This is a genomic window from Polaromonas sp. P4_F4, from assembly GCF_056401355.1.
This window is the reverse complement of record NZ_JBFUJO010000001.1, coordinates 1-16901: the sequence shown is the minus strand read 5'-3', so window position 1 is coordinate 16901 and position 16901 is coordinate 1. Positions and strand designations below refer to the sequence as shown.

The following is a 16901-nucleotide window of genomic DNA, read 5'->3' as shown; positions in this document are numbered from 1 at the left end:
AGAACACCGATTTGAAGAACACCGATAATTGGCAGCTTTGATTGCTGGTTCTTTCTTGTCGCTTTCCTTGCCTTCTTCCCTGCCGCCCCTGGCCATCACCTTTCCTGAGTCGCTGCCGGTCTCCGGCAAGCGCGACGACATCACCGCTGCGCTCAACGCGCACCAGGTCATCATTGTGTGTGGTGAAACCGGCTCGGGCAAAACCACCCAGTTGCCCAAGATTGCGCTGGCCATGGGACGTGGCAAGCTCAACTACCCGGCGGGCCAGGGCAAGCTGATCGGCCACACCCAGCCGCGCCGCATTGCGGCCTCCAGCGTGGCCAAGCGGATTGCCGAAGAGCTGAAAACGCCGCTGGGCGAGGTGGTGGGCTACAAGGTGCGCTTTCAGGATCGGCTGAGCCGTGATGCGTCCGTCAAGCTCATGACCGACGGCATCTTGCTGGCCGAGACGCAGACCGACCCGCTGCTTCGGGCTTACGACACCCTCATCATCGACGAGGCGCACGAACGCAGCCTGAACATTGATTTTTTGCTGGGCTATTTGCGCCAATTGCTGCCGCGCCGGCCCGACCTGAAAGTGGTCATCACCTCGGCCACCATTGATGCGCAGCGCTTTGCGGATTATTTTGCGTCGGCCAAAGGGCCAGCGCCGGTGATCATGGTGTCCGGGCGGATGTTTCCCGTCGAGCAGCGCTACCGGCCCTTTGAGGAAGCCCGCGACTACGACCTCAACGACGCGATCGCCGACGGCGTTGATGAACTCTGGCAAAACCCGCACAGTGCGGGCGACATCCTGGTGTTTCTGCCCGGTGAGCGTGAGATCCGCGAAGCCGCCGACCATTTGCGCAAGCACCTGGCCCACCAGCCGCTGACCCGCAACGCCGAAGTGCTGCCGTTGTTTGCGCGCCTGAGCCAGGCCGAGCAGGACCGAATTTTTGACGGGCACACCGGCCGGCGCATTGTGCTGGCCACCAACGTGGCCGAAACCTCGCTCACGGTGCCAGGCATCCGCTATGTCATCGACGCCGGTACCGCACGCGTCAAGCGCTACAGTTTCAGGAGCAAGGTGGAGCAGCTCATGGTGGAGCCGGTGTCGCAGGCGGCGGCCAACCAGCGTGCCGGGCGCTGCGGACGCGTGGCCGACGGCATTTGCATACGCCTCTATGACGAGCAGGACTTCCTGGGGCGGTCCCGCTTTACCGACCCTGAAATCCTGCGCAGCTCACTGGCGGCGGTGATTCTGCGCATGAAGGCCCTGCACCTGGGCGCGGTGGAGGACTTTGCCTTCATCGAGCCGCCGCAGCGCCGCGCGATAGCCGACGGCTACCAGCTGCTCGCCGAGCTGGGCGCCGTGGACGATGACAACGAACTGACCCCGGTGGGCCGCACGCTGGCCAAGCTGCCGCTGGACCCGCGCGTGGGCCGAATGATCCTCGAGGCGAAGGACCGGCAGGCGCTGGACGAGGTGCTGGTGATCGCCAGCGCCCTGAGCGTGCAGGATGTGCGCGACCGGCCCATGGACAGGCAGGCGCAGGCGGACCAGGCGCATGCCAAGTTTGACGACGAGAAAAGCGAATTCAGCGGTTATTTGAAGCTGTGGAAATGGCTGGCTGACTCACGTGGCGGGAAGCCCCTACCCCTAACTCAACCCTCCCTCAGGGGGGGAGGGAGCCATTCACCATCTTTATTCCCTCTTCCCTTGGGAGAGGGCAGGGGTGAGGGCTCCCCGGCCCACAAAATTTCCAACCGCCAGTACGAAAGCCTGCTGCGCGAGAACTTCATCAACATCCGCCGCGTGCGCGAGTGGCGCGACATTCATTCGCAACTGCACAGCGTGGTGGGCGAGCAGGGCTGGCACCTGAACGACCGGCCCGCCAGCTACGAGCAGCTGCATTTGTCCATGCTCTGCGGCCTGCTGGGCAACATTGGTTGCAAGAGCGACGAGGACGACTGGTACTTGGGCGCACGCGGCATCCGGTTTTACCGGCACCCGGGCGCCAAACTCAGTAAAAAACCGGGGCGCTGGATTGTGGCTGCCGAATTGGTGGAAACGACCCGGCTGTTTGGCCGCGGCATCGCCAACATCGAGCCGCAGTGGATAGAGCAGGTGGCCGGCCATCTCCTGAAGAAGCAGTTGCTGGACCCGCACTGGGAGAAGAAGGCCGCGCAGGTCACGGCGCTGGAGCGTGCCACGCTTTACGGGCTGGTGGTTTACAACGGCAGGCGCGTCAACTTTGGTCGGGTTGACCCGGTGTCGGCGCGTGAGATTTTCATTCGCGAAGCGCTGGTAGCCGGCAACTGGGACACGAAATTGCCGTTCCTGGCGGCCAACCTCAAGCTGATCCAGCAAGTGCAGGACCTCGAGCACAAGGCGCGCCGGCAGGACGTGCTGGTGGACGAAGAGCTGATTTACGCCTTTTACGACCAGCAGCTGCCTGCCGACGTGTGCAGCGGGGCCAGTTGTGAGAGCTGGTACCGGGACGAGGTCAAAAAGCAGCCGAAACTGTTGCTGCTCACGCGGGAGGAGTTGATGCGCCACGAGGCGGCGGGCATCACCACCCAGGCCTTCCCCAAGACCTTGCGCCTGGGCGGCGTGGACTGCATGGCGACCTATCTGCACGAGCCGGGCGACGCCAAAGACGGCGTGACGGTGGATGTGCCGTTGTTTGCGCTCAACCAGGTCAATGAAGAGCGCTGCGAGTGGCTGGTGCCCGGCATGCTCAAGGACAAGGTGCAGGCGCTCATCAAGACCCTGCACCAGCGCCCGCGCTCACGTTTGGTGCCGCTGCCCGAAACTGCTGCGCGCATGGCCGAGCAGCTGCTGCAGCCCCAGGTGTTTGGCGGTGGCTCGCTCACGGACGCGGTGCTCAAGCTGGTGCGCGATGCGACCTCGCTCGATGTCAAACGCGCAGACATGAAGCTGGACATGCTGCCTGCCCACCTGTTCATGAATTTCCGTGTGGTTGACGAACATGGCCGGCAGCTGGGCACGGGGCGCAACCTGGGTGCGCTCAAAGGCGAGCTGGGCTCCCAGGCGCGTGGTGCGTTTCAGGCGCTGGCAGGGCTGAAAAACCTGACGGTGCTGGTTGAGCCGAACCCAGCTGGAAATACCGGTTTCACCCCGAATTCAGTATCAAACAGGCCTCAAACCAAAGCAGGACAGGCGCAAGCAGTTCTTGAAGAGACAGCACCTAAAGCGCCTGATCGCTACACCAGCTGGAGTTTTGGCGAGCTGCCGGAACTCATGGAAATCCGCAAGGGAAGCCAGACATTGATCGGTTTTCCGGCCCTCATCGACCTTGGGGATGCCGTGACCATCGAGGTGTTTGACGAGCCCGACGCGGCCACGGTCAAACACCGTGCCGGCTTGCGGCGCCTGTTCTCGCTGCAGATCAAGGACGCGCTCAAGTACCTCGAAAAAAATCTGCCTGATTTGCAGAAAATGGCCACGGCCTACATGCTGGTCGGGCGTGCCGCCGACAATTCCGGCGGCGGGACGCTGGAGGAGCTGCGTGCGCAAATCATCGAGGTGGCGCTGGACCGGGCGTTTCTGCTCGATCCCTTGCCGACGGGCGAGGCTGATTTCAAGCGACGGGTGGACGACGGGCGAGGGCGCCTGACCTTGATCGCCAGCGAAGTGGCACGGCTGGCTGCCGGCATTCTGGCCGAATACGCGGTGGCCCAGCGCAAGATCAAGGACACCAAAAATGCGGCGGAAGCTGTGGCAGACGCCAGCCAGCAGCTGCAGCGCCTGGTGCCCAAACGCTTTTTGACCATCACGCCCTACCCGCAGCTACAGCACTTTTCCCGCTACCTCAAAGCGATCACGCTACGCCTGGAGAAATGGCGAGCCGACCCGGCCCGTGACGCGGTGCGGCTGGCCGAGCTGCGTCCGCAGGAGCAGCGCTACTGGCGCCTGGTGGCCGAACGCAAAGGCGCGACCGATGCACGCATGCAGGAGTTTCGCTGGCTGCTGGAGGAGTTGCGCGTGAGCTTCTTCGCACAGGAGCTGCGCACGCCACAGCCGGTGAGCGTGAAACGGCTGGAAAAAGCCTGGCAGCAACTGAATAGTTGATGTCAGCTTTTAGGATGGCTAACAAGTGCCGAAGGCTTGTGATGCCGTAACTACAAAGCCTGGACGCAGATCAACAGTTAAAGCCAGGGCTTCGCAGCGCGAATCAACATTGAACCTGGCGTTCACCAGGTGTTTGCCACGTGCTTGTCATGCTGTTGCTCAACGGATTGGCGTAGACCATACGTCGATTCGACTGCTGACTGCTCAAAAAAAAGACCTTGCAGTGCAAGGCCCTTTTGTTGCGCGAGAAGCACAATCTGGATGCTAGATGCGCCCCATCAGCAGCAGTATGACCAGGATGAGCACCACGAGGCCCAAGCCACCGCTGGGGCCGTAACCCCAGCTTCTACTGTGACCCCAGGTTGGGAGGGCGCCGATCAGGATCAGGATCAGGATGATGAGCAGTATGAGGGAGATGGACATGGAAGGGCTCCTTGTTGTATGCCTTGATTCTTGCCCGGGGCAGAGCAAAATCAAGCAGGAAGGAGGCCTGTTCGACCGTCAGGAGGCGCCTACAGTTTGGCCAGGCGGTCCCGCGCAGCGTGCAACGTCTCGTCATTTTTCACAAGGCAGAAGCGCACCACGCGCAGGTCAAAGCCGTTGCCGTAGAACGCCGACAAGGGAATCGCTGCCGTGGCAGTGATCTCCAGGCTCGCGTGGTCAGGGGTGGTCAGGGCAACATGGATTGAAGTCACGACTCAAAAAGTGCTTGACCCGAAATTCAACCCAGACGCGCAAGCGTGCCGTTTCAATGAATAATCGTCACTGCTGACGGCATCACTGCCTTCAAGCCATCAAGGTAAATGTAATTGAGATAATTTGGCATTTCAGCCTTGCTTGTCAGCTTGTTCCTGATTGCCCACCGTGCCTCGTCCTCCAGGGCCAGTATCAAGCCCTGGTCCAGGGACATGTTGAACCGGTACGACGGCCACGACGCTTTCAACTTCGTCGCATCCAACATACCCGCAGCAATCAGTTCGCGTGCCGCATCGGGCGCGTCGCTGCAAAATCGCGCACCCTTGGCCAACGCGCGCAGGACTTTTTTGATGGTTTCCGGGTGGCTGACGACATAGGCCCGCATTCCGGCAACGTTGTATAGGCTTTCGTAGATGCCCTGAGCGTAGTGAATCACGCCGTTGCCACCGAGCGCTGTCAACGATGTGTCCAGAAATGGTTCCCACGTTGCAATGGCGTCAACATCGCCTTGCGCGAGCGCTGTGGGAAGATCCTCCGGTTTATAGTTGCGCACCGTCACTCCATCTGACGACAACCTGTGCCGGCTGAGGAAAGCATGGAGAGTGAAGTGGCCTGAAGTGCTCAGCGTAACGCCTATGCGTTTTCCCTTGAGGTTCCCGGGCGTCACGACATCCCTGTCCCTTCGCCCGACAATCCCATGGTCTTTCTCCGCCTTGAATATTGTGGCGATGACAGATACAGGTTGATCGCTCATGCCGGCGAACATGATGGGAATGTCGGCAACGGTCGCCAAATTGGCCTGTCCTTGCAAAACCGCTTCCATGGCAGCCTTGCCGCTGGAGTGAGGTTGAACAACGGCAAGTATTCCCTCGCTCGCGAAATAACCTTTTTCTCGAGCCACGATGACCGGACAGCTTCCGACATAGGCGGTATTTGTCGCGATGGTTACTTGTTCCGGCGGTTCTGCCTGAGATGCTGGTGACGTGCGGGTAAGCCATCCATAGCCTCCGCCCAGTAACGCTACCGCAATGAGCAAGCCCGCGATCGCGGTAGTTTTTCCGCTGAATCGCCTTTCCGGTTTTCTTGTCATCGTGAATCTCCTTCAAGTCGTCAGAGTGCTCGCTGTCGTGAACAGAGGTACCGCGGCAAGCGCTACAGGAAGACAAAGTTGCCGAAACTCAAGGAACTGGCTGTCGATGCAGCAGGGTTTTGAATAGAACGGAAAATAAAGGCAAACTGAAGCCTCAATACGTGCGAGCAAGTTTCCAGGTCAAGAAAGGCTTGCGCCCGACTCTAACTCTTTCAATAAGCCTGGACAAGCAATTGCAGTTTTGTTGTGATTTATTTCCTCACGCCACGCCACGCCGCGTCAAAGCCGAAACAGCGGCAATGTTTGTTCCAGAAGAGCTCTGGACGGTGAAGAAATTTTCGAATATGCCGGTCCCTCTTCCGCATGGTATTTGAGGGCGGGCATCTCCGTTCAGGCCGGCCCTTTGTTTACAGCTTCGCCAGCCGCTCCAGCGCCGAGTGCAGCGTTTCATCTTTCTTGGCAAAGCAAAAGCGCACCACGCGCTGGTCAAAGTCGTCGCCATAAAACGCCGACAGCGGAATCGCTGCCACGCCAATCTCGGTGGTGAGCCATTGGCAAAAGTCAGCTTCATTCAGGTCGCTGACCTCTGAAATGTCCACGCACTGGAAGTAAGTGCCCTCGCTGGGCAGCAGCTTGAAGCGGGTTTTGGCCAGCCCGGCGCGAAAGAGGTCGCGTTTGCGCTCATAGAACGCGGGCAGGTCCAGGTAGGGCTTGGGGTCGGCCATGTAGGCGGCCAAGCCGTACTGCACCGGCGTGTTGACGGTGAACACATTGAACTGGTGCACTTTGCGGAATTCGGTGGTCAGCGCTGCCGGCGCTGCGACATACCCCACCTTCCAGCCGGTCACATGGTAGGTCTTGCCGAAGCTGCTGACGATGAAGGCACGGGCCGCCAGGCCGGGGAAGCGGGCGGCACTCTGGTGCACCTGCCCCTTGGCCACGTCAAACACCATGTGCTCATATACCTCGTCGCTGATCAGCAGCACATCGGTGGGTGCAAGGATCTCCTGCAGCTTGAGCATGTCGGCTTCGGTCCAGACCGTGGCACTCGGGTTGTGCGGCGAGTTGACCACGATGGCGCGGGTTTTTGACGTGATGGCGCCCGAAATCTTGTCGAAGTCGGGACGGAACGTGCCGGGCGTCAAGGGGACGCGTACTACCGTGCCGCCGGCGAGTTCGATATTGGGCACGTAGCTGTCGTAGCAGGGCTCCAGCACGATCACTTCGTCGCCGGGGTGCACCACGGCCAGGATGGCCGTGAGGATGGCTTGGGTGGCGCCCGCAGTGACGGTGATCTCGGTGTGGGGGTTGTAGCTTCGGTCGTGCAGTCGGGCCAGCTTTGCGGCAATGGCTTCGCGCAGCACCGGAACGCCTGTCATGGGGGGGTACTGGTTCAGCCCCTTGAGCATGGCATCGGTCACCGCATTGACCAGCCGGGGATCGCATTCAAAGTCCGGAAATCCCTGGCCCAGATTGACCGCCTGCTTTTCGGCGGCCAGCGCGGACATCACGGTGAAGATGGTGGTGCCAACGGCCGGCAGCTTGCTGGTGAGCGGGGGCGTGCGGACTGCGCTGGTGGGGGTGGAGAGCGGGACTGAAAGAGGGGCAGTCATCTGCGTGTTCATGCTTCGTAGTCGTTGATGCGGCCAGCCATGGCCTTGGTGATAAGGGCGCGGTCCAGCTTGTCGCTGAGCAGCTCGGCAAATTTATAGACGAAATTGCGCAGGTAGGCGCTGCGCTTGAAAGCCACGCGGGCCACGTTCACGCCAAACAGCGGCCCAGCCGGTTTGGCCACCAGGTCTGCGTTGGTGCCGTCGTCCTTGAGCGCCATCTCGGCCACAATCCCGACACCCAGCCCGAGGCGCACATAGGTCTTGATCACATCGGAGTCGATGGCTTCAAGGGCAATGCGGGGCTGCAGGCGCCTGGCCGCAAAAGCCTGGTCGACCTTGGTGCGCCCGGTGAAGGAGGGGTGGTAGGTGATCAGCGGTTCCTGGGCCAGATCCTCCAGCGTGATGTCGTCCTTTTTGGCCAGGGGATGGTCGACGGGCATCACGAGCATATGCTGCCATTCGTAGCAGGGCAGGGTCACCAGTTCTTCGTAGTGGGTCAGTGATTCCGTGGCGATGCCGATTTCAGCGACTTCGTCGATGACCATGCGGGCCACCTGATCGGGTGAGCCCTGATGCAGGCTGACGTTGACCTTGGGGAAGGCTTCGCGCAGCCTGGCCACCGGTTGCGGCAGCACATAGCGGGCCTGGGTGTGCGTGGTGGCGATCGACAGCGTTCCACTGTCCTGCGCCGAAAACTGCTCACCGATACGCCGCAAGTTACCGACCTCGCGCATGATGAGTTCTATGCTTTTGAGCACATGCTCGCCGGGTTCGGTCACGCGTTTTAGCCGCTTGCCATGGCGCGCAAAAATCTCCACCCCGAGTTCTTCTTCGAGCTCGATGATGGCCTTGGACACCCCGGGCTGCGACGTGTGCAGGGCGCGAGCGGTTTCGGTGAGGTTCAGGTTGCGCCGTATGGCCTCTTGAACGAAACGGAATTGGTGGAGGTTCATATCAAATTCAGGCTAATTATTGACTTTATTATGCCTGTTTGTGCTAATGAATTGATGGTTGCACGCTGATTTTTCGTCGCCTGAAGAAGGTCAGGACAGGGCGATGTCGGCCATCAGGGTGGTGAGCTGCTGGTATTCGCCGGCAGTCGGCAGAAGTTCAACCGTCACGCCGGGATGCGCGGCCCTTATTTGCTCGACAAGCAAGGGAAAATCCTCGCGTGCATGTTTGCCAACGCCAAGAAAAAGCGGAAATACCCTTATTCTTTCAACGCCTTCAGCTATCAAATCAGTAGCGGCTTCGGGCAGTGACGGTGCACTCAGCTCGAGGTAGGCACAGCGTACGGGTGTGCCGGGCTGGCGCGAGCGGATCTCCGTGGCGACGGCCTCAATGGGGGCCCGCCAGTGGGGGTCACGCGAGCCATGCGCAAACAGGACAATGCCTGTGCCTGCCGGCGTGGGGTTGGAAGGAGTCATGTTTGTCTTGCGGTGAGTGTGCGCCGGCCCGTCAGCGCCGCAGGACCAGCCAGCCAAACGCCCCCAGTGAAACGGCCATGTACATCAGCCCGGGTGTTGCTGCGGCCAGCCAGGGCTGCCAGTTGCGCAGGTTGCCGATGTAGCCGAACACGTTGTTGAGCAGAAAGAAGCTGATGCCAATCATAACGCCCGCAAAAACATAGCTGGCGATACCGCCGGAACGGAAATGCAGGTAGGCAAAAGGCAGTGCCAGCATCACCATCACCAGGCAGCTGAGTGGATAAAACACTTTTTTCCAGAATTCAATTTCATAGCGCTGGGCCGTCTGGCCGTTGGCGTTGAGGTGGCGGACGTAGTTGAAGAGGTCCAGGGTGCTCATACGCTCGGGCTTGAGCAGCGCCACCGACACCATCTCCGCGCTGATCTCGGTGGGCCAGCGAAAGGTCTGAAGGGTCGTCCGGCTGACCCTCGCGCCGTTCTGCGGTTTGCTGATCTCGGCAGGGCTGGCGGGAACGTCAAATTCTGCGCGGCTAGCCTGCTTGAGCATCCAGGCGTCGCCTCCGGTGAACACGGCCACGGGGGCCTGGGTAGTGGAGACAATCAGGCCCTTGTTGTCGAATTCGAAAATCTGCACGCCCTTCATTTCGTTGTTGGGCGTCAGCTCTTTGACGTTGACGACATAGTTGTTGTAGGGCTGTTTCTCCTTGAGCCAGGCGCCGGTCTGGCCGACGGTAATTTTGCTTTGATAGCGGGCTTTGAGCAATTGCGCCGCCCGCTCGCTGGCGGGGGCCACGTAGTCGCCCACGGCAAAGCTGAGCGTCACAAAAACGGCACCCAGGACCAGAAGCAGCCGCAGTGCCCGCCACGGCCCCAGCCCGCTGGTGCGCAAAATCGTGTACTCGGAGCTCTGGGCTAGCCGCGCCATGACAAAAATGGTGCCGATCAATACGGAAATCGGCAGGAGTTCGTAGAGGTGATTGGGAATCAGCAGAGCCACATACAGCAGCGCATGGCGAATTTGGTAAATGTCGGTTGCTGCGCTCAGGCCATTGTTTTTGCCGAGGTATTGCAGCTCGTCGACAAGGTCAAAAAAGAAGAACAGGGCCAGAAAACCCAGCGCCACCAACGCAATGGCGGTTAGTACTTCCCCGTAAATCAGCCGGCGTATGGTCTTCATGCGCTGCTTCCAAAGTCGGTGTCGCGCACGCCCAGGGGGGCATGCACAACGCGCCGGGCGGGCCGAAGCACCCAGTTGAAATGCCGTTTGGCCAGCCACAGCAGCCCCAGCAACAACACACCGCCATGCAGCACCACCAGGAAGTTGGTGAAACTGATCAGGCCCACAAAAATCCAGCTTTGCCCCAGATTCACCAGGTTGTTGTAGACGACAAACGTCAGCAGCACAAAAATCATGTTGCCGCTGCGCCCGCCGCGCGGGTTCACGCTTGCCAGTGCGACCGCCAGAATGACGAAATTGACTGCGGCCATGGCCAGACCCAATCGCCATGCCAGCTCACCCAGGTTGCTGCGCGTAGGCTCCTTGATCAGCGAGCGTGTGGACAGGAGCTTGGCTTCGGGTGTGCGTTCGCCAAGGTAGGCGGAGTCGCCCGTCCGGGTGCCGTACTCTTCAAAATCGCTGATCTTCAGGGCCGACTGCCCCACCACGTTTTCAAGCCGCTGGCCTTTTTCGAGCATCAGGAACTGGGCGTCGCCCCGGGTCTCGATACGGCCGGAACGTGCCGTGGTGACGGAGCTTTTTCCTTTTTCGGTCGCAGCAATAAAAACGTTGCTGCTGCTTTGCTCGCTTGCCAAATCCCGATCAATGAAAAATACCCGGTTGCCGCTGGACGATTCCTGGAACTGGCCCGGGGCGACCCGGCTCAGGTCGCCGCGCTGCGCGTAGCGGTTTTGCATGTCCTTGGTCTGCTGGTTGGCCCATGGCCAGACAAAAAGCGCCATCAGCGCAATGACCAGCAGAACTGGCCAGGCGAAGCGAAAGAGCGGCTTCAGGAAGCCCCCCAGTCCCTGTCCGCTGGTGAACCAGACCACCATTTCACTGTCGCGGTACATGCGTGACAAGGTACTGACCATGGCAATGAAGAGCGACAGCGTCAGGATAGTCGGCAGGCGCCCCAGGGCCGAGTAAGCCATGAAGAGCATCACGTCCTGGGGACTGATGGAGCCGCGCGAGGCTTGGCCCAAGGTGCGGATCAGCACAATGGTCATCACGATGGTGACCAGCACCACCAGTGTTGCGCCGAAACTGCGCGCCAGCTCTTTGCGTATCGAAGATTGGAATAACATGACTGACTATTGCCGTTGCTCTGCTTTATTGTTGTTTTATTTGCTCAACCCTGAATTATGGACTTTGAACTCAAACTGCTTCCCCGTGCCCGTCTTTGCAGCGAAAAATGCGATGCGCTGGTGGTGCTCATACCCCAGGACCTGAGCGCTGGCGATGATCCCCTGTCGACACTCGCAGCCCTTGCCATCAAGGCGGGGGACCTGGAAGCCAAGCCGGGCAAGCTGCTGAGCGCCTACCGTACGCCGGGCATAGCGGCAACGCGGGTATTGCTGGTGGGGGCCGGTGACGCAAGCCCCCGAAATATCCGTACTGCCGTGAATGCCGCGTTGGGAACCCTCAAAAACGGCAATACGCAACGGGTCGTGCTCAGTCTCGGTGCCCTGAACGACCCGCAGCCGGATGCCGTGCGGGCCGCAGTAGTGGCCTGCAGCGACGCTGCTTACGTGTACAGCACCACCAAATCCAAGCCAAACCCGGTAAAGCTGCAACGCATAGTGGTCGGTGTGAACGATCTTTCGGCTGCCAGGCCGGGGTTCGACAAGGGTGTGGCGTTGACCAAAGGCATTGACTTTGCAAAGGAGTGGGCCAATCGGCCCGCCAACCATGCTACGCCCACCTTGTTGGCTGGCGCGGCACGGGAGTTGGCCCGATTGCGCAACATCAAGGTGGAGGTTCTGGGCCCCAAGGAAGTCGCCAAGCTGGGCATGGGCTCGTTCATGGCGGTGGCCCAGGGTACATCAGAGCCCCTGCGCTTCATCGTGCTGCGGTATGAAGGCGCGGCCAAATCGGTGGCGCCCGTGGTGCTGATCGGCAAGGGTATTACTTTCGATACGGGCGGCATTTCGATCAAGCCGGCCGCCGAGATGGACGAGATGAAGTTCGACATGTGCGGCGCAGCCAGCGTGCTGGGCACGTTCCGGGCACTCGCCGAATTGCAGCCCTCGCTGAATGTCGTGGGGTTGATTCCGGCCTCCGAGAACATGCCCGGCGGGCGAGCCCTCAAGCCGGGCGATGTGGTCACCAGCATGAGCGGGCAAACGATTGAAATTCTGAACACCGATGCGGAAGGACGCCTGGTGCTGTGCGACGCCTTGACCTACGCGGAACGCTTCAAGCCGAGGGCGGTGATCGACATCGCCACGCTGACCGGCGCCTGCGTGGTGGCCTTGGGCGGTGTTCGCAGCGGGCTTTTTTCAAGCAACGAAGAGCTGGCCGGGTCGCTGGCTGCGGCGGGCGAGTCGTCTCTCGACCTGTGCTGGAGGATGCCGCTGGACGATGATTACGCGGAAGGGCTGAAAACGAATTTTGCCGACGTGGCAAATGTCGCTGGACGGGCGGGTGGCGCCGTGACGGCGGCGAAGTTCCTGCAGCGTTTTGCCGCCAGTTTCCCGTGGGCGCACCTGGACATCGCCGGAACGGCCTGGAAAGGCGGAGCGGCCAAAGGCGCGACCGGCCGGCCCGTGCCCTTGCTGCTGGACTATTTGCTGGACCATGTCACCGAGGCCGTCCCGCGAAAGGCCGAACCCAAAGCCAGGGCGGCAAAACGAAGCAAACCTGCATCCAGAACCCGGGCATGACCGAGATCGCCTTTCATTTCAACGTACCCGACAAGCTGGCCTACAGCTGCCGCCTGCTGCGCAAGGCCTATCTCAGCGGCGCCCGCGTGGTGGTAACGGCCGAACCAGAGGTCCTGGCGCAGCTTGATCAATGGTTGTGGAATTTTTCCCCCACGGAGTTTGTGCCGCATTGCCGGGCCGATGCCGGAGAAGACAGCGTGGCGGTCACGCCTGTGCTGCTTGCCGAGTCGCTGCAGGACTGTGCTCATCATGGCGTGCTGGTCAACCTGGGGCGGGGTATCCCCGTTGAATTTGAGCGCTTTGAGCGCTTTATCGAGGTGGTTGCACGGGATGACGACGACCGCCTGGCGGCGCGCGGCCGCTGGAAACATTACACCGACAGGGGGTACGCCATGAAGCGGCACGACCTTGCAACGGCCGGAGAGGGTGCATGAAGAGTTCGTCCGTTCCACCCCGTTTTGTGCCGACGCTGACCGAGGTGGTCCGGCCTACGGCGCCGCCAGCAGTTGCCCCGGGCAAGCCAGCAGCAAAGGCAGCGCCTTCGACCGATGCTTCCGGGCTCGAAGACCAGATGGTGCAACGCGTCATGCAACGGGTCGACCTGATTCTGGAACGGCGTTTGCGTGAAGTGGTCGGGCAACTGATCCTGGAGCATACCCAGACACTCGCCCCCCGCCTTCGCGAAGAAATCGAAATGGTCGTACGCGAATCGGTGAACCAGGCCTTTGAACAGGAAGCCCCCAAATAACGGCTCGGCCCTGGTCCGGATGCCGGTTGACGCACCCTGTTTTCGCGCCCGTGTCGCAGCGCGGGACGGGTGGTGAAACCCCACACTCACATAAGACGATCTACTCCTCGGGTAAACCCCCTCATCCAAATGAACCTAGGGCCGTTGCTATGGTGCGGGCCCGAAAATTGCGTTATGTTCGGCCCCGTTGAGTTATAAAAATTGTTCTCAACCTTTAACGGTAATTTCCTAATCGGAGTGTTTTTATGCAAATGAAATTAAAACTCACAGTAGTGGCTGCTCTCGCTGTTGTGGCGGGTTTTGCTTCTGCACAAGATGTAGTGGTCAAAATCGGTCACGTCGCGCCGCTGTCGGGCTCACAGGCCCACTACGGCAAAGACAATGAAAACGGCGTGCGTATGGCCATTGAGGACCTGAACGCGCAGAACGTTGTCATCGGCGGCAAGAAGGTCAAGTTTGAAATCGTTGCGGAAGACGACGCCGCCGATCCAAAACAGGGCACCGCTGCTGCACAGAAACTGTGCGACTCCAAAGTAGCCGGTGTGGTGGGCCACCTCAATTCGGGCACCACGATTCCCGCTTCCAAGGTTTACAACGATTGCGGTATTCCTCACATTACGGGTGCCGCGACTAACCCGGACCTGACCAAGCCTGGCTACAAAACCACCTACCGTATCCTCGCCAACGACAACGCGCTCGGCGCCGGCCTGGCTTTCTACGCGGCAGACGCACTCAAGCTGAAAAAAGTCGCCATCATTGATGACCGTTCAGCTTACGGCCAGGGCGTTGCCGGAGTCTTCAAAAAGACGGCTATGGCAAAAGGCATGACCGTGGTTGACGAGCAGTTCACCACCGACAAAGCCACCGACTTCATGGCCATCCTCACGGCTGTCAAATCGAAAAACCCCGATGCAATTTTCTTTGGCGGCATGGACCCGCAAGGCGGCCCGATGCTGCGCCAGATGGAGCAACTCGGCATGGGCAACGTGAAGTACTTTGGTGGTGATGGCATCTGCACGGCTGAACTGGCCAAACTTGCCGCTGGCGCCAAGACCCTCAACAATGTGGTCTGCGCTGAAGGCGGTGCATCGCTCGCCAAGATGCCTGGCGGCGAAGCCTGGAAAAAGCGTTACGACGCCAAGTACCCCAACCAGTTCCAGGTTTACAGCCCTTATACCTATGACGCGACCTTCATTTTGGTTGACGCCATGAAGCGTGCTGGTTCGACCGATCCAAAGGTCTACACCCCCGAGTTGATTAAAACCAACTTCAAGGGCGTAACCACCACGATCGCTTTCGAGCCCAATGGCGAATTGAAAAACCCCGCCATCACCTTGTACGTCTATAAGGACGGCAAGAAATCTGCCCTGAACTGATAGGTTCACGCGCATCAAAAAGCCACCGCAAGGTGGCTTTTTTTATGCTCTGCCGTCAGCTATCTTTGGAGGATGGCGTTTCTGGAAACCGATAGATTCCACACGCGCAGATTGCTTTCCCCGTTTGAGTCTAAAACCATTTAGGCACCGAGACCGGCATGGCTAGGGGCTTTTTGGGGTTTTGCCCGCCCTGCAGGGCGGTTAAAGCATTGCTGATTTGTTAATGTTGTACAGCGTTTTCGGTGTTAGATTCAGGCATGTGCCGTCGCGACTCTAGCGCGGTCAAAAAGGCCTTGTTTTAGTCATACTTTAGCTATGCAATCGAGCACCGACACTCATCATGGCCAGACGCCGGAAATCATCTGGGCCGAGATTTTCGGAAGCATGTACCTTTCACTCTCAAAGGGCGAGGGTGACCTCCATAGCCTGATTGACAGGGGCCACGAACTTTGGCCGACGCACGGTGCACGGGATGCCGTTGAGGTCGCGAAGGACGAGTTTGCCAAGGACAATCCGTGATTGTGGGCCTGCCGTCGACGTGACGAAGGGTTTTGTAAGTGTTTTCTCAGGTCAGCTAACCCGCCGCATGCGGGTTTTCCTTTGTCTGATGTATGGACCGGAGACATGGGCGAGGGTTTTGTAACGGAGGCCTGGGGCAGGCCGTGCAATACTGTTCACATTGCAATTGAAAAGAGGCTTGCTATGGTCGGACTTACTGAGAAATTGACTACTTACGAAGCTCTGTTCAAGATCCATCAAGATCAAGTCGACAAGTTCTTCAAGATGGCAGAGCATCCCTTCAACGAGGAATCTTTTCCTTCAATTCGGGTTACGCGCAGAGAGCCTGGCGAAGGCGTACTGGTAGCGCTGGGCACAAAGTACGAACTTAGCTTTCGATTCGTAGTCCTGGCGCATCCTACGAGTATCCTGGAAGTGTCTCTTCCGGCGACAACACACACTGACAAACAGCGGCTAGCACTATGGTACGTCGATGACTTGGGGAATGTGCGGGCTATGGTAGACAGTTCTTCCAGCTTGGCGAACATCAACGATAAGTCCTTTCTTGTCGCTCTCGTGGACAGGGCTCAAACAGCTTACTTTGCACTCGTCAAGAAAACGCTGTCGACCACACAATAGCTAGCGGGTAACCCCAAACAGACGGTTGATCGAGTGACATTGCCCAGATAGTAGGCATTTTGTGGGAACAGAAAGCAAAAACGGGGCGCGAGGCCCCGTATTTACTTTATCTCTGGCGGAAAGGGCGGGATTCGAACCCGCGGTGGGTATAACCCCACGCACGCTTTCCAGGCGTGTGACTTAAACCGCTCATCCACCTTTCCGCGAAGCCTTTGATTGTAGCAGTGCCAGAACACTTGTCAGAATGTGCCGGCTCTTAGAACCTGTTTACGATCTAAACGAGGCCGCGTTGGGGTGCAATCGGGATGAGTGGGGCGCCCGGGTCCGCCGCATGGGCTAATGCCCATGCAAGGGCCCGGGTGGCTCAATCGCCCGATTTCACCCCAACCCGAAGGGCAAGCGCCTTCTCGGGCGGTCTGCGGCGTTGCGGCGCTTGCCCATAGCCCAAGCTATGGGCGGCGCACCGCGCCTTGCATCCCATCCCGAGAAGGTGCTTGCGCGGCCCCGTTTAGATCGTAAACAGGTTCTTAAAACCGCGCTCAATGAACAGCGCCCTGAAACCGGTGCTTTTCCAGTTGCGCCAGCGTAACAAATTCCAGCGCGTTGATATGGGTGGCCTCCAGAATCACCGGCGGGGCAGTGCCTGCCTCCAGGGCCTCCCGCCAGCGCTGGGCGCACAGGCACCAGCGGTCGCCTAGTGGACTGTAACGATTGAATCGGGAGTAATGCGCCGTGACAGATCGCAGTATTTCCACTTTACGGGTTTGGGTTGCTCGTTGTACTGACGGATGTAGCGCATGAGCTTTCTCTTGAGATCAGGCAAGGACGTAAACACGCCACGGGCGATGACCGATGAC

The 16901-nt window shown here is 59.5% G+C and carries 14 protein-coding genes, 1 tRNA gene and 3 pseudogenes; 7 read left to right on the top strand and 11 right to left on the bottom strand.

From position 1 onward, the window contains the following. The first annotated feature begins 55 nt into the window (after positions 1 to 55). Positions 56 to 4075: an ATP-dependent RNA helicase HrpA gene (hrpA, locus tag AC1DUR_RS00090; RefSeq protein ID WP_477716762.1), complete on the top strand. Its 4020-nt coding sequence runs from the start codon at positions 56 to 58 to the stop codon at positions 4073 to 4075. Positions 4076 to 4339: 264 nt separating this feature from the next. Here hrpA and AC1DUR_RS00085 read toward each other — a convergent pair whose 3' ends face one another. The 3 genes and pseudogenes from AC1DUR_RS00085 to AC1DUR_RS00075 all read right to left on the bottom strand — a co-directional run bounded on the left by AC1DUR_RS00085 (position 4340) and on the right by AC1DUR_RS00075 (position 5861). Beyond that, complete coding sequence (locus tag AC1DUR_RS00085) at positions 4340 to 4498, bottom strand: DUF3309 family protein (RefSeq protein ID WP_477716761.1); 159 nt, start codon at positions 4496 to 4498, stop codon at positions 4340 to 4342. Between the two features lie 89 nt (positions 4499 to 4587). Continuing rightward, a pseudogene (locus AC1DUR_RS00080) lies at positions 4588 to 4707 on the bottom strand (methionine aminotransferase); the annotation flags it as partial. Between the two features lie 116 nt (positions 4708 to 4823). Then, positions 4824 to 5861 (bottom strand): NrtA/SsuA/CpmA family ABC transporter substrate-binding protein, encoded by a 1038-nt coding sequence (locus AC1DUR_RS00075; RefSeq protein ID WP_477716760.1) that lies wholly within the window; start codon positions 5859 to 5861, stop codon positions 4824 to 4826. A gap of 119 nt (positions 5862 to 5980) precedes the next feature. Between AC1DUR_RS00075 and AC1DUR_RS00070 the strand changes: the two genes are divergently transcribed. Continuing rightward, a complete protein-coding gene (locus AC1DUR_RS00070) occupies positions 5981 to 6235 on the top strand; it encodes a hypothetical protein (RefSeq protein WP_477716759.1) in 255 nt (84 codons plus the stop codon). Positions 6236 to 6268: 33 nt separating this feature from the next. Here the strand turns inward: AC1DUR_RS00070 and AC1DUR_RS00065 are convergent, their stop codons facing one another. The 5 genes from AC1DUR_RS00065 to lptF all read right to left on the bottom strand — a co-directional run bounded on the left by AC1DUR_RS00065 (position 6269) and on the right by lptF (position 11205). Then, positions 6269 to 7474 carry a pyridoxal phosphate-dependent aminotransferase gene (locus AC1DUR_RS00065; protein ID WP_477716758.1) on the bottom strand — a complete coding sequence of 402 codons (1206 nt, stop codon included), beginning with the start codon at positions 7472 to 7474 and terminating at the stop codon, positions 6269 to 6271. Between the two features lie 8 nt (positions 7475 to 7482). Next, on the bottom strand, positions 7483 to 8427 hold the full coding sequence (locus tag AC1DUR_RS00060; RefSeq protein WP_477716757.1) for a CysB family HTH-type transcriptional regulator: 945 nt from the start codon (positions 8425 to 8427) through the stop codon (positions 7483 to 7485). A gap of 90 nt (positions 8428 to 8517) precedes the next feature. Then, positions 8518 to 8901 carry a sirohydrochlorin chelatase gene (locus AC1DUR_RS00055; protein ID WP_477716756.1) on the bottom strand — a complete coding sequence of 128 codons (384 nt, stop codon included), beginning with the start codon at positions 8899 to 8901 and terminating at the stop codon, positions 8518 to 8520. A 31-nt stretch (positions 8902 to 8932) separates the two neighbouring features. Then, complete coding sequence (lptG, locus tag AC1DUR_RS00050) at positions 8933 to 10078, bottom strand: LPS export ABC transporter permease LptG (protein ID WP_477716755.1); 1146 nt, start codon at positions 10076 to 10078, stop codon at positions 8933 to 8935. After that, positions 10075 to 11205, bottom strand: coding sequence for an LPS export ABC transporter permease LptF (lptF, locus tag AC1DUR_RS00045; RefSeq protein WP_477716754.1), 1131 nt, complete (start codon positions 11203 to 11205; stop codon positions 10075 to 10077). Before lptF ends, lptG begins: the two co-directional genes overlap by 4 nt. Before the next feature lie 57 nt (positions 11206 to 11262). On the opposite strand from lptF, the gene AC1DUR_RS00040 reads away from it, so the two are divergent. From AC1DUR_RS00040 to AC1DUR_RS00020, 5 genes are all read left to right on the top strand, one after another. Next, positions 11263 to 12783 (top strand): leucyl aminopeptidase, encoded by a 1521-nt coding sequence (locus AC1DUR_RS00040; protein WP_477716753.1) that lies wholly within the window; start codon positions 11263 to 11265, stop codon positions 12781 to 12783. Then, a complete protein-coding gene (locus tag AC1DUR_RS00035; protein WP_477716752.1) occupies positions 12780 to 13217 on the top strand; it encodes a DNA polymerase III subunit chi in 438 nt (145 codons plus the stop codon). The genes AC1DUR_RS00040 and AC1DUR_RS00035 overlap by 4 nt, the downstream gene beginning before the upstream one ends. Beyond that, complete coding sequence (locus AC1DUR_RS00030; RefSeq protein ID WP_477716751.1) at positions 13214 to 13531, top strand: hypothetical protein; 318 nt, start codon at positions 13214 to 13216, stop codon at positions 13529 to 13531. Before AC1DUR_RS00035 ends, AC1DUR_RS00030 begins: the two co-directional genes overlap by 4 nt. 245 nt (positions 13532 to 13776) lie before the next feature. Then, positions 13777 to 14907: a branched-chain amino acid ABC transporter substrate-binding protein gene (locus AC1DUR_RS00025; protein ID WP_477716750.1), complete on the top strand. Its 1131-nt coding sequence runs from the start codon at positions 13777 to 13779 to the stop codon at positions 14905 to 14907. 624 nt (positions 14908 to 15531) lie between these two features. Beyond that, complete coding sequence (locus tag AC1DUR_RS00020) at positions 15532 to 16044, top strand: hypothetical protein (protein WP_477716749.1); 513 nt, start codon at positions 15532 to 15534, stop codon at positions 16042 to 16044. Between the two features lie 113 nt (positions 16045 to 16157). Here AC1DUR_RS00020 and AC1DUR_RS00015 read toward each other — a convergent pair. The 3 genes and pseudogenes from AC1DUR_RS00015 to AC1DUR_RS00005 all read right to left on the bottom strand — a co-directional run. Next, positions 16158 to 16247, bottom strand: a tRNA-Ser gene (locus tag AC1DUR_RS00015). 336 nt (positions 16248 to 16583) lie between these two features. Then, positions 16584 to 16739: pseudogene (locus tag AC1DUR_RS00010) on the bottom strand (DUF2237 family protein); the annotation flags it as partial. Continuing rightward, a pseudogene (locus tag AC1DUR_RS00005) lies at positions 16739 to 16901 on the bottom strand (IS630 family transposase); the annotation flags it as partial. The pseudogenes AC1DUR_RS00005 and AC1DUR_RS00010, both read right to left, overlap by 1 nt.